We start from the raw sequence: 12,283 nt of genomic DNA on the forward strand, positions 1-12,283 counted from the left end.
GCCATCGATTGGCCCAGAGAACCGTGAACGACTCGGATTCGCTGTCAGTAGAACCGATCAACTGGCAAAAATTATCACGATATACAGGACTGCAATATCTGACGCACTCAGCTGTATTATATAGGAGCCGGTCACACGTCTGGATGGCTAGCATGACCGGTGACCGATTTATTCGGGGGCCACCCCGAAACAACGCATCTTTCGACGGCTGAGGTAGCGTTTCTGGACACGACGCTCCGGGATGGCGAGCAGGCGCCAGGCGTCTCGTTGGCTCCAGACGAAAAAGCACAGATAGCACAGCGGCTCGACAGCGCCGGCGTCGAGGTCATCGAGGCTGGCAGCGCCTGTACGGGTGCTGGCGAGCGAGAGACGATCTCGCGTGTCACTGCCCAGGGACTGTCGGCAACGGTGACGAGCTTCGCTCGTGGCGTCCAACGCGATATCGATCTCGCGATCGACTGCGACGTCGACGGGGTGAATCTCGTCGTTCCGGCGAGCGACCGCCACATCGAACGGAAGGTGGAGACAACGCGCGCGTCAGTGATCGATACGACAGTCGAGCTCACCGAGTACGCGACCGACCACGGATTGTGGGTCGAGGTGCTTGGCGAGGACGGCTCGCGCGCCGATCTCGACTTTCTTGAAGAGCTGATGGGACAAGCACTCGCCGCGGGCGCAGATCGCGTCTGTTACTGCGACACTGTCGGGCACGCAACGCCCGACCGGACGCTCGAAGTGGTGAATCGACTCACAGCGCTTGGTCCCACGAGCACGCACACGCACGATGATCTCGGGCTGGCAGTGACGAACGCGCTGGTGAGCGTCGCTGCAGGGGCCGATCTCGTCCACGCGACCATCAACGGAATCGGCGAGCGCGCCGGCAACGTTGCGCTCGAAGAAGTTGCAATCGCGCTTGCTCACGGCTACGATGTCGAGACGGTCGCAACCCAGGAGCTGTATGAACTCGCACAGACGGTGGCGTCGGCGACCGGTATCGGACTCGCACCGAATAAGGCGGTCGTGGGTGAGAACGCGTTCACCCACGAATCCGGCATTCACACCGACGGCACGCTCAAAGACGACGCCATGTACGAACCGTATCCCCCAGAACAGGTGGGACGCGAGCGACGACTGGTGCTCGGAAAGCACGCTGGCAGGGCCGGCGTTCGGGCTGCGCTTGCCGAACACGACGTTTCGGTTGAAGAAGACGAGCTCGGTCGGATCGTCCAGCGCGTGAAAGCGATTGGCGATCGTGGTCGGCGAGTGACGGACGCAGATCTGCTGACGATCGCCGACGACGTTCGCGGCACCGACCGCGATCGGCGTGTCGAGTTGCTGGATCTCACCACCACCAGTGGCGGCCCGACACCCACTGCGAGCGCACGGCTTGCGGTTGATGACGAAGAACGCGTCGCAAGCGGCGTTGGCAGCGGGCCAGTCGATGCGGCGGTGAGCGCCGTCCGGGAGGCGCTGGCGATCGACGCCACGCTCGAATCGTATCACGTGGACGCCATCACCGGCGGCACCGACGCGCTCGTCACGGTAGAAGTAACCGTCTCGCTCGGCGATCGATCGGTGTCAGTGACAGGCAGTGACGCCGATATCACGCGAGCGAGCGTCGGTGCGATGGTTGATGCGTTCGATCGGCTGCTCGTCGACACGGAGACGGCCGACTGATCGACGCGATCCACCGCCGTTTTTTCAGCAGATGAACGAGCAGTTCAGGCCACACCAATGGATCTGAATCGCCGAACAACGTTGTGGACGCCACCCGCCAGAAAGACGATGGCTCCCACTGCGAACACCACCACACTGAGCTCGGAGTATCGACCCAGTGCGAGACCGCCGGCAACGACGATCGCGCCAATTGCGGCAATCTGTGCGCGATCAGCTGCCGCAAGGACGGCGGCAAGCACCGCAATTGCAGCCAGATTTGTCGTCGTCGCGAGCAGATCGATCCCCGCCAGTCCGAGCGCGTAGAGCCCAACCGGGAGACACAACACGATGAGCGCCTGGATCGCCCGTCGGAATTCATCCCCAATCACACCAGTAAATATCCATTCTAAATTATTAAAAACTTGTGTTAATATGATATTGAATTTAATTTTCACAACAGTCTGTCTCTGGGAATGATGTGTGTGGTGATTGGTGCACGACGCGGTGTGACGGTATGATTATTTTTTGAACATAGCCACAACCCTTATAGTAACCAATACCAACAGGTTCAGGGCGGGGGTCTGTCCCATATCGACCCACCGCTTTGGTTCACTCACCGGAATCGTATTCTTCTTGTTAGCACTCTTGCTCAAACACGTAGCCCCAGCGTTGCATCCCGTTTTCTATGTAAAATTCTCCAGCACTGTCGTTCTCAAGGGTGGCTGCGAGCGCGACGACGGCACACTCGTTCGATCGTGCCCAGTCGGTGACGAACGAGAGGAGTTCGCTGCCATAGCCTGCCGAGCGATGGGCTTGGTCAACAACGAGATCGTGAATCCACGCGTGGGTTCGATGATGGAGCACTCGCTGGATCGAACAGCCCGCCACGGCTCGAAGGTTGTCGTCGTAGAGACCAAATAAATGATACTCCTCTTCATCGATAAATTCTCGAATAAACGATGTGTCTGTGTCGGTCCAGAGCTGTTGGAGAATCGCGATCGCGTCGTCGATTGCAGCGTCGGTGGTGCATGCTTCGATACGCATCACCGAAAAATGCGAGCGCAGTGTGGTGATCGTTCTGTGGGTATGCGTCGCTATCGCGTGGTGTTATCGCCCGACGAACTCTGGGTCCTCGTCGGAGTCGAACGCAGCCAGACCCCGCTGGTAGTCTTCGGTGCGGGTGGCCCGGGCGATCGCATCCGTTTCGGCCCCAAGCTGTCCGGCGAGATCACGATCGAAGCTCTCGGTGAGGAGCCGTTTGGTAGCAGCCAGCGCGGCGGTCGGTCCGTCGGCCACCGTTCGTGACAGTTCATCGAGACGATCCTCGAACGCGTCGGGATCAACGGCATCAGAGACGAGGCCCAGACTCACGGCGTGATCCGCGCCGATCGGTTCGTCAAGCAGCGCAATCTCTTTTGCCCGGCGGAGGCCGACCAGTCGCGGGAGCAAAAACGTTGCGCCACCGTCGCCGGTAAGCCCGATCTGCGGATAGGCAAATCGCAACGTGCTATCAGCAGCCATCACCACGAGATCGCCACTGAGCGCCAGGCCAACGCCCGCGCCGGCCGCCGTGCCGTTAATTCCCACCACCACGGGCGCGTCAAGCTGATGCAGCTGCAGAACGGCGTCGTGCAGTCGGCTGGCGAGTGTCCGGAGGTGTGATTCATCGCGCTCGTCGCCGTCGAGCGAGCTGAGATCGGCACCCGTACAGAACGCGTCGTCGGTGCCCGTCAGCACCAGACACCGCACTGCTTGATCGCCACTGAGCGACGTGATCGCAGCAATGAGTTCGTCAGCCTGCTGGAGGGTGAGCGAGTTCAGCCCCGACGAACTGTCCAGCGTAAGACGAGCAATCGAGTCGGTTCGATCGACCTGGATGGTCTCGTACTCTGTCATAGCTGCTGTTCAATCTGAGTAGTCATAAACCAACTGGAGTAGGGGTAATCGGGCGTGTGAGCACGCCACGCACGTTCTTGAGTGATTCACCTGGCAGTTATATGATAGTGGAATAGAACATTTCGAGCATGGCAGTTGATCCGGCTGGAGCGGACGATCCAGCGAAGCTCATTGAGGAGCGATACTACCGGTCTGATCCGATTGTGATCACGGTCGAACCGACAGGGGGTGGTGACGAGATTCCAGGAGAGTTGCTGTTGTGGACCTGTGCGACCGGAATGGCGTATGTCAGCTGGAGGATAGGGTCAGCACATGGTCGACTCGGCGTGTGGGATCAATCACGGGATGTGGTGTGGTTCGGTCCGCATGGCGTTCCAGAAACGGGAGGCCGGTATCGGTATGTACTGGACCTCGGCTCGGCGGCGGAGCCGGTCGAATATGCCTACTGGCACGCGTTGATTGGAAATCAGTCACCGAGTGCGATGGCCAGGTCAATCTCAGCAGATCACACCGGACCAGTGGAGACGGTTTCCGTCCCACTGCAGCCCGCACCGCAAGATTCTGCTGCCGTTGGGGCTGTTCACGCGTTCGAACTCGAGTCGTTCGAAGTCACTGCTGAAGCACGATTGCAGGCGTGGCGGCCACTGAACTGCGGGGCGGTGTACGTCGCGTGCGACATCGATCGAACGATGCTGGAGTGGAGCTGTCTGCAGGGAACGACGGTCTGGTTCGGGCGAACGGCGGGGTGGGAGGCGTATGCGGCCTATCCGGCCGGTGAGAAGACGTTTGCTGCGTTGGCCAGTGATATCGAAGCCATCCGCAGCGACGTTCCCGACGCCGGCTATCGGGTGGTGAGTAGTGAAGCGTCCACGGGAGACTGACCGTTGGCGAAACGATGGACGATCAGCGGTGCGTCGATCCGTTCCATCGCCGATTTCGGTTCTGATGCGGGGAAGGTCATCTGGTGAATTCCCCTATCGGTTGTTGTGAGAACCCAACCTATCCGATACTTGCTCCAGTAGTCTTACGAAGAGCGCTACGACGACGCACGCTTAAGATTCGCCGGAATTAATGCTCCATAGTCCGCATTCATATTCAATGAGGAGAGTATCTTCGATCCAGATGGCTGTCCGGATCGCCGTGGCTCTCTCGATTGGAACTGCGGTCCTTGCTACCAGTATACTGGCACTCGGAGCAACTGCGGCCGTTTTTGTCGGATCGGTACTTCTCGTTGGACTCAATATTCTGGACTACGAGACGAGCGTGCTCCCCGATTCGGCGTTGCTGTTGGTTCTCGCAGCCGGCGGTTGTTTGGGGTTGATATACGGCATCTATCGAGTCGCACTCTCGATTCGTCGCGAGCGTAAGGCGCTCGTCCCCACAGAAGAACCCACCTCAAACCGAGGTGGCGAAGTCTCTGATCGCATCGTCCGGCTATCGCAGCAGTTGGATATCTCAACGCCAGCAGTTCGACTACTGGACACAGCATATCCAGTATCGTATACGTCATATTCGCCAGACGCGCCGCTCATCCCGTCCACGGATGCAAATCCCACTATCGTCGTATCGAGCGGCCTCTATGAGTTGTTGACACCTGCCGAGCTTGATGCTGTGCTCGCACACGAACTTGCTCATATTGCAAACGACGATCTCCGGCTCATCACGATGATCCGCTTACCACTGCTGTTTGCAGAGTCATTGAGTAGCGAGGTTGGCTATCCAACAAACATCACAGAGATCTTGGGGGTAGCATTGACTACCGTTGCAACTCGTGGCGTCGGAATAGTAGCACGAGCGCGAGAGCTCGCGGCTGATCGTGGTGCTGTCGCACTGACTGGCGACCCGAACGCCCTGGTAAGTGCACTAGAAGCACTTGAGAAACACGACGAAGGAGAACCAGATGATGTGCTCGAAGAATTCACACACTCAGCGAGTTCGATTGCGATATATCCGGTTTTCGGAAATCGTCGGTGGCCATCCACACCACGACACCACCCATCACTCAGCCAGCGGACAAACAACCTCAAATCGAAATAGGGCGACATAACCATCGGTATCGACCATTTCTCCAGCTACGTCACCGATCATTCGAATGAGCTGGTAATCGTTAGTGTATTGGTTGGAACAGATTCATCTGCAAACAACCCCATAATTCATCAGCACCAACAAGTGAGTTTCAAAAGATCGCGTTTCCCACTGCTCTCATCGACCGATTTTTGATCTGTAGTTGATCGATAGGCCAGCCGAATTCCTTTCGAGTGACCTAGTCGGTAGTGATGCTGGCCAGTGCTGGATGCTGATCTTCGAGCCCTGTCGGACAACCAAGACACCGATACCGACCATACGAATCGAGCAGTTCGATCAGACCATCAGCTGCACTCGCACAGCCAGGTCGGTCAATCGTTTCCAGCGGTGATTTCGGATCAGATGAAGGAAACGTCACCTGGTGAATCTCGCCTGTTCTCGTTTCGTGGTATCTGACTTTTGCGCCCGTATCAAACGTCGCGGCCACGACCGTTTCGCCCGTTGCGCGATAGCGCGTAATTCGTTCGATGCCGGGGAGATGTTCAAAACTCGTTCGTTCGCTGGCAAGATCGGCCATCGTGAGGATCTGTTCGATCCGCGTCGCGTGCGGACAGCCCGTTGATTGACAGGGCCGACACCAGGTTCCCTGACCGATATCCACCACGTGATAGAGCTCCGCTTCAGAAAGCTCGCTCCGTGAATCAACCGTCGAGAGGTTCACGCAGTTGCGATCCTCGTCACGAAAGAGAAACAACGGCAGCGTCATCGACGACCCCACAGCGGACAGCACAGATGGTGATCGCGATGACCACGGAGCTGTCGCCGACAGACTACGCAGCTGTGGCTGTAGTAGTTCATCGAGTCGGTACAATTACGGTCGCGTGTGTTCTCCCAATGCATGGGTATCTCCTATCGTGAGAGCCCAGCGTCGGGTGCTGTTCCCACCCGGCGCATTCAACACGAACGCGCAACGCCCACGCGGCGCACCTGTGCTCTCGTGTTGCTATGCCTTCCCGATCGGTTATAAAGTTATTTAGGAATAATTGTGAAAGACTGTTCGAATAACAGGTGCGAGTGAGTGCTGCGCTTGCGGAGAATCCTGTCTCGCTATTTCACCACCGGTCCAGTGTCCGTTGGGGCGTTCGGAAATGACCATCTCAACCACAATCAGTACCGACACACCGAGAACGATTCGCGCCACCTGGTGCACAACGCCAGTCCAACATCTGCCCACAGGCATATACCGCCGAAAATCCCGCACGTAAAAAGCATCGCCCCCGAACGACGCCCATGGAACTCGGAGTGGTTGGTCTGGGCCGCATGGGACAGATCGTCGTCGATCGGGTACTGGCAGCTGGACACGACGTTGTGGCGTTCGATCTGGACGACGACGCCGTCGCCACCGCCGAAGAGCGCGGTGCAACGGGGGCCGACTCACTGCCTTCACTCATCAATTCGCTCGATGACGAGAAGCGAATCTGGCTGATGGTGCCCGCCGGCGACGCTATTGACGCCGCACTGACGGAACTCGACGAGCACCTCGATGAATTGGACATCGTCATCGACGGCGGAAACTCCTACTACGAGGATTCGATCCGGCGGGCAGAAGCAACCGACGCGGCGTTTCTCGACTGTGGCACGAGCGGGGGCCCCGCCGGCGCTGAGCTGGGCTTTTCGCTGATGGTCGGCGGCCCGGAGTGGGCCTACGAGGAATGTACGCCGATCTTCGATGCGGTCGCCACCGGCCCCGACGGACACGACCGCATGGGACCGGCCGGCGCTGGCCACTACGTGAAGATGATCCACAACGGCGTGGAGTACGCGCTCATGGAGGCCTACGGCGAAGGATTCGAACTGCTCGCCAACGGCGAGTACGACCTCGATCTCGAAGCCGTCGCCCGAACCTGGAACAACGGCGCGGTGATCCGATCGTGGCTGCTCGAACTCTGTGAGGAGGCGTTTGCCGAGGAAGGCAACGATCTCGGCGACGTTGCTGACCACGTGGCCGGGGGCTCAACTGGCACCTGGACCGTCCAGGAAGCACTCGAACAACACGTGCCAGTGCCGCTGATCTACACCGCGCTCGCCGAGCGATTCAACAGCCGCAACGACCGGTTCGCCAGACGACTGGCCAATCGCCTCCGGTATGGCTTTGGACGACACGAGGTCCAGCGCCGCGACTGAGACTCCGCGGAGTTGTTCCTCGAAACAAAGAGCCACCTTAGTAGCCGGTACCGAGATACGTGTGTACGGAACGTTCCGATTCGAGTTCGTCAACGAGTGCCACGGCGAAATCCTCCATCGAAATGTGGCTCTCTCCCTCGTCGTCGGTCACCAGTTCGCGATCGGCCGTCCGATACTCCCCGGTTCGGTCACCGGGTTGAATCATCGCGGCTGGCGCTACATACGTCCATGCCAGATCGTCCGCTTCGCGCAGGATTTCATACGCATCAATGGCTGCACTGGCGACCGGCTTCCACTCCTCCGGAAAATCTGCCGTCTCGATGAGCATCGTTTCCGGATTAACCATGAGCCCGCCCGCTCCCCCAGTCCAGACCAGCCGATCGACAGCACCATGGCGCATCCCGTCGATCACAGCCGTAACCATCTCTGTGAGGATGTCCGGCGACACATCGCCGCCTGGGCCAAGCGTTGACACCACCGCGTCATGACCCGCCGCCAGTTTCGCCACATCCTCGGAAACCGTCGCGTCTCCGGCGACCACAACGAACGCATCGCTATCGATCTCCGCAACCGTCCCACTCCGGGAAACCCCCGTTACGTTGTGACCACGATCAAGGAGTTCAGTGGCAGCTCGTCGTCCAATTCGTCCGCTTGCACCGAGAAGTAGTACATTCATCGTATTCGTGGAAGGTATCGACAGCAATCATTCGGTCGTGCGATGCAGATTCACTTCTCGTGGAAATCCGCACAGTGACTATCGAACGGAAGCGTACTTTAGTTTAATTATCATACTGACAGACAGAATATACCTCATCATCACAAGTGCACAGAACCTGAGGGGTACAGGTCCCGTCGAGAAAACAGTTGTGAAGACAGCCTGTACGACACGCTTATAGGTCCATCAGGCAAACAATCCCCTATGCGCTGGTCGTCGGTAGTACGTGTGTAAAGATCTTCACCGCAAGACACACCACAGAGTTACAACTCTTTTCAGTTGGGACGATCCGTCGGCCACCCCTGAACCTATGACAGCAATAGATAACGATTACGATCCCGACAGCATCGAGCCCCAGTGGCGCGAGCAGTGGCAGGAGATGGAGCTCTACCAGTACGAGGACGACGACGAGCGTCCCGATTACATCATCGACACACCACCACCCTATCCCACCGGAAACTTCCACATTGGAAACTCGCTTGGCTGGTGTTATATGGACTTTGCGGCCCGCTATCACCGCCTCCAGGGAGACGACGTGCTCTTTCCACAGGGTTGGGACTGCCACGGACTGCCGACGGAAGTGAAAGTCGAAGAAAAACACGACATCCACCGGACTGACGTCTCACGCGATCGGTTCCGTGAGCTGTGTATCGAACACACCGAAAGCCAGATCGACGCGATGTACGGGACAATGTTGAATCTGGGCTTTTCACAGGACTGGTCCCAGGAGTTCAGAACGATGGACCCGGAGTACTGGGGCGAAACCCAGCGCTCGTTCGTCCGAATGGCGGATGAAGACCTCGTCTATCGCGACGAACACCCAGTGAACTGGTGTCCACGCTGTGAAACGGCGATCGCAGACGCTGAAGTCGAAAACGAAGACCGGACCGGCACGTTGTACTATCTCACCTTCGAGGGTATCGATAACGACGACATCGAAATCGCCACCACACGGCCAGAACTGCTGCCGGCCTGTGTTGGTATGGCCGTCTCCCCGGACGACGACCGATTCGAAGACCGTATCGGAGATAGCTTCCGTGTGCCGCTGTTCGAGCAGGAGGTCACGCTCTTTTCCGATGACGAGGTCGATGGCGACTTCGGAACTGGAGCCGTGATGGTCTGTACGTTCGGCGACAAACAGGACGTGAACTGGTGGACCGAACACAATCTCAATCTCCGACCGGCACTCACCGAAACCGGCCACCTCAACGAACGTGCCGGCGAGTACGAGGGGCTCTCGATCCAGGATGGCAAAGACGAAATCGCCAGCGCACTCGCCGAGGCCGGCGTCCTGAACGACCAGGAACCCACCGAGCAATCGGTTGGCATCTGCTGGCGCTGTGACACCCCGATCGAGATCCTGAGCAAAGAACAGTGGTTCGTCCGCGTTGACCAGGAGGAAATCCTCCAGAACGCACAGGAGATCGAGTGGCTCCCAGAGCACATGTACACGCGCCTCGAGGAGTGGACCGAAGGAATGGACTGGGACTGGGTGATCTCCCGCCAGCGCGAATTCGCCACGCCGATCCCCGCGTGGTTCTGTGCGAACTGCGATCACACCCACATCGCAACCGAAGCCGACCTGCCAATCGATCCGACCGACGCCACCCCCGAAATCGACTGTCCGGACTGTGGTGGCTCTGATTGGGTTGGAGACACCGACGTGATGGACACCTGGATGGATTCGTCGATCTCGGCGCTGTATATCAACGGCTGGCCGGACGAATCGTTCGAACCCGTCCAGCTCAGAGAACAGGGCCACGACATCATTCGCACGTGGGCGTTCTACACCATCCTCCGGACCGGCGCGCTCGAAGACGAACTCCCGTGGGAACAGGCGCTCATCAACGGGATGGTGTTCGGTGAAGATGGTAACAAAATGAGCAAATCTCGAGACAACTTCGTCCAGCCCAGTGAAGTCGTCTCGGAGCATTCAGCCGATGCGTTCAGACAGGCTATCGCACTCGGTGGCCAACCAGGCAGCGACATCCAGTTCCAGTCGAAAGAGGTCACGTCTGCCTCTCGGTTTTTGACGAAGCTCTGGAACATCACCCGATTCGCGAGCAACCACCTCGATGAAGACACGCCAGCGATTCAGGATCCGGCCTACCGTGACGCCGACAAATGGATCATCGGTCGGTGTCGCGAGGTGGCCACAAGCGTGAGCAAGGAGATGGACGACTACCGATTCGACGGTGCACTCCGCGAACTCCGGGAGTTCATCTGGCACGATCTTGCTGACGATTACCTCGAGCTGTTGAAAGGACGGCTGTACGAGGGTCGTCCTGGCGAGCGCGATGCCGCAAGACACGCCCTCTACACTGTTTTGAAGGCATCACTGACGATGCTTGCTCCGTTCGCGCCGTTCATCACCGAAGAGGCCTATCAGTCGCTTCCCGACGGCAAAGAGAGCGTCCACCTCGAATCCTGGCCATCCCTACCGACGGTCGATCCGGCCACGATCAATCGTGGACAGCTCATTGCCGACACCGCGAGTGCGATTCGTGGCTGGAAATCCGACACCGGAATGGCGCTAAACGAAGAACTCGACCGAATCGAGGTCTACGTCGATGAAGCCGACGACGAACCCGCCATCGACACGTACGATCTGAGCTCTGCGGTGAACGCGCCGGTGTACATCGAAGTCGGCCGGCCGAACGTCGAGCTGGTGCCCGTCGCCGTCGATCCGGACCACTCCGTGATCGGCCCAGAGTTCAGAGAGAACGCCAGTGCCGTCGTTGACGCGCTCGAAGCCGCCGATCCGGCCGAAATCAAAGCAGAGGCAGAAACGAACGGCGAACTCACGCTTGATCTGGGCACCCAGACCGTCGCCCTCGATGTGAGTGCCATCGAAATCAACGAAGAACTCAGAGCCGCCTCGGGAGAAGAAGTCGACGTGCTCGATCTCGATAACCGAGACGCGACAGTGCTGATCTACAGATAACGCTGCTATCACTCCGTGGCGACGTTTTCGTGTTGATACGTCCCTTCGTACGTGCCGTCGTGATTGGCCTTTGCCAACACCAGCTGGGCGATCCGTGCGCCCTGTTCGATCTCGATGTCGTGGTGCACCTCGAGTAAGCCTTCACCTTTGCCTTCGTAACCCGCATCCCAGACCGCCGTGTTCAGCATACAGGAGTTCCGGAGCAACGTCGATCGCGGGTAGACAAAGCCAATGTGACCGTCCGGGATCGAGATCGTCTCTCCGTACTGGACGATGTAGCCACCAGATTCGAGATAGTACGTCGGCGGTTGATCGTCCGCCAGCGACTCCTGATCGCACTCTCGTCGATCACCGATCGACTTGCCATCGCGACTCACCCGTCCTGCATCGATCTGTTCGTACACTGTAGACACCGTTAGATCGATGCCATTGGTCTGTTGTTGACCGTCTGCAACCGGTTCACACTGCTCGCGAACGAACGCTCCACCTCGATACATAGCAATTGATCCGACCGCCGGCAAAATGATGGTTTCTATCCGCGTATTGCCCAGAACACTGAAATTGACACCCGGTCGAAATCAACGCTGAAAGCCCAACCATCACCATACAAGTCAATAAACATTCAAAAATCTATGGAAGATTGTTACCCCCTGAATCTCGTGGATGAGAATGTTTTATGATATATTGGACTGACATTAGGGGTAGTGGACGAATTTACACAATTTTGTGTGTGTGGCACCCGAAAAGTCCGCTGTGATGCTATCCGTCGGTATTTCCGCACTCGAGGCACCTGATGAAGTCTCTATTTTCAGTTATTACAGTATTTTTACTTCCACACTCATTACACCGTATCAACATATTCT

Annotated in this window: 11 protein-coding genes; 5 read left to right on the plus strand and 6 right to left on the minus strand. The window is 57.9% G+C overall.

The genetic code is table 11. The annotated features are described in order from the left end of the window. Nucleotides 1-159 precede the first annotated feature (159 nt). Nucleotides 160-1,677, plus strand: coding sequence for a 2-isopropylmalate synthase (locus JXQ78_RS07125; protein WP_330632788.1), 1,518 nt, complete (start codon nt 160-162; stop codon nt 1,675-1,677). A gap of 44 nt (nt 1,678-1,721) precedes the next feature. On the opposite strand, the gene JXQ78_RS07130 is transcribed toward JXQ78_RS07125, so the two are convergent. The 3 genes from JXQ78_RS07130 to JXQ78_RS07140 form a co-directional block, all read right to left on the minus strand. Then, nucleotides 1,722-2,045 carry a hypothetical protein gene (locus tag JXQ78_RS07130; protein WP_330632789.1) on the minus strand — a complete coding sequence of 108 codons (324 nt, stop codon included), beginning with the start codon at nt 2,043-2,045 and terminating at the stop codon, nt 1,722-1,724. A 247-nt stretch (nt 2,046-2,292) separates the two neighbouring features. Continuing rightward, nucleotides 2,293-2,700, minus strand: coding sequence for a GNAT family N-acetyltransferase (locus JXQ78_RS07135; protein WP_330632790.1), 408 nt, complete (start codon nt 2,698-2,700; stop codon nt 2,293-2,295). A 63-nt stretch (nt 2,701-2,763) separates the two neighbouring features. Further along, a complete protein-coding gene (locus JXQ78_RS07140; protein WP_330632791.1) occupies nt 2,764-3,552 on the minus strand; it encodes an enoyl-CoA hydratase/isomerase family protein in 789 nt (262 codons plus the stop codon). A gap of 128 nt (nt 3,553-3,680) precedes the next feature. Between JXQ78_RS07140 and JXQ78_RS07145 the strand changes: the two genes are divergently transcribed. Continuing rightward, on the plus strand, nt 3,681-4,433 hold the full coding sequence (locus tag JXQ78_RS07145; RefSeq protein ID WP_330632792.1) for a hypothetical protein: 753 nt from the start codon (nt 3,681-3,683) through the stop codon (nt 4,431-4,433). Nucleotides 4,434-4,674: 241 nt separating this feature from the next. Beyond that, entirely contained in the window at nt 4,675-5,589 is a 915-nt protein-coding gene (locus JXQ78_RS07150; protein ID WP_330632793.1) for a M48 family metallopeptidase, read from the plus strand. A 226-nt stretch (nt 5,590-5,815) separates the two neighbouring features. Here JXQ78_RS07150 and JXQ78_RS07155 read toward each other — a convergent pair whose 3' ends face one another. After that, nucleotides 5,816-6,343: a hypothetical protein gene (locus tag JXQ78_RS07155; protein WP_330630093.1), complete on the minus strand. Its 528-nt coding sequence runs from the start codon at nt 6,341-6,343 to the stop codon at nt 5,816-5,818. A gap of 524 nt (nt 6,344-6,867) precedes the next feature. Here JXQ78_RS07155 and gnd point away from each other — a divergent pair. After that, nucleotides 6,868-7,761 (plus strand): phosphogluconate dehydrogenase (NAD(+)-dependent, decarboxylating), encoded by an 894-nt coding sequence (gene gnd / locus JXQ78_RS07160; RefSeq protein WP_330630094.1) that lies wholly within the window; start codon nt 6,868-6,870, stop codon nt 7,759-7,761. Nucleotides 7,762-7,798: 37 nt separating this feature from the next. Here the strand turns inward: gnd and JXQ78_RS07165 are convergent, their stop codons facing one another. Continuing rightward, nucleotides 7,799-8,437, minus strand: coding sequence for an NAD(P)-dependent oxidoreductase (locus tag JXQ78_RS07165; protein ID WP_330630095.1), 639 nt, complete (start codon nt 8,435-8,437; stop codon nt 7,799-7,801). 349 nt (nt 8,438-8,786) lie between these two features. On the opposite strand from JXQ78_RS07165, the gene JXQ78_RS07170 reads away from it, so the two are divergent. After that, the gene (locus JXQ78_RS07170; protein ID WP_330630096.1) at nt 8,787-11,420 is read left to right on the plus strand and encodes a valine--tRNA ligase; all 2,634 of its coding nucleotides are present in this window, start codon (nt 8,787-8,789) and stop codon (nt 11,418-11,420) included. Nucleotides 11,421-11,428: 8 nt separating this feature from the next. Here JXQ78_RS07170 and JXQ78_RS07175 read toward each other — a convergent pair whose 3' ends face one another. Further along, nucleotides 11,429-11,917, minus strand: coding sequence for a deoxyuridine 5'-triphosphate nucleotidohydrolase (locus tag JXQ78_RS07175; protein ID WP_330630097.1), 489 nt, complete (start codon nt 11,915-11,917; stop codon nt 11,429-11,431). Nucleotides 11,918-12,283 lie beyond the last annotated feature (366 nt).

Source organism: Halocatena halophila (assembly GCA_027563145.1).
GTDB classification, from domain to species: Archaea; Halobacteriota; Halobacteria; order Halobacteriales; family Haloarculaceae; genus Halocatena; species Halocatena halophila.

Bases quoted from the DNA above. Each gene is read 5' to 3' on its own strand.
- JXQ78_RS07150 (WP_330632793.1), top strand. From the start codon at position 4,675: ATGGCTGTCCGGATCGCCGTGGCTCTCTCGATTGGAACTGCGGTCCTT.
- JXQ78_RS07165 (WP_330630095.1), bottom strand. From the start codon at position 8,437: ATGAATGTACTACTTCTCGGTGCAAGCGGACGAATTGGACGACGAGCT.
- JXQ78_RS07155 (WP_330630093.1), bottom strand. From the start codon at position 6,343: ATGACGCTGCCGTTGTTTCTCTTTCGTGACGAGGATCGCAACTGCGTG.
- JXQ78_RS07145 (WP_330632792.1), top strand. From the start codon at position 3,681: ATGGCAGTTGATCCGGCTGGAGCGGACGATCCAGCGAAGCTCATTGAG.
- gnd (WP_330630094.1), top strand. From the start codon at position 6,868: ATGGAACTCGGAGTGGTTGGTCTGGGCCGCATGGGACAGATCGTCGTC.
- JXQ78_RS07140 (WP_330632791.1), bottom strand. From the start codon at position 3,552: ATGACAGAGTACGAGACCATCCAGGTCGATCGAACCGACTCGATTGCT.
- JXQ78_RS07135 (WP_330632790.1), bottom strand. From the start codon at position 2,700: ATGCGTATCGAAGCATGCACCACCGACGCTGCAATCGACGACGCGATC.
- JXQ78_RS07170 (WP_330630096.1), top strand. From the start codon at position 8,787: ATGACAGCAATAGATAACGATTACGATCCCGACAGCATCGAGCCCCAG.
- JXQ78_RS07175 (WP_330630097.1), bottom strand. From the start codon at position 11,917: ATGTATCGAGGTGGAGCGTTCGTTCGCGAGCAGTGTGAACCGGTTGCA.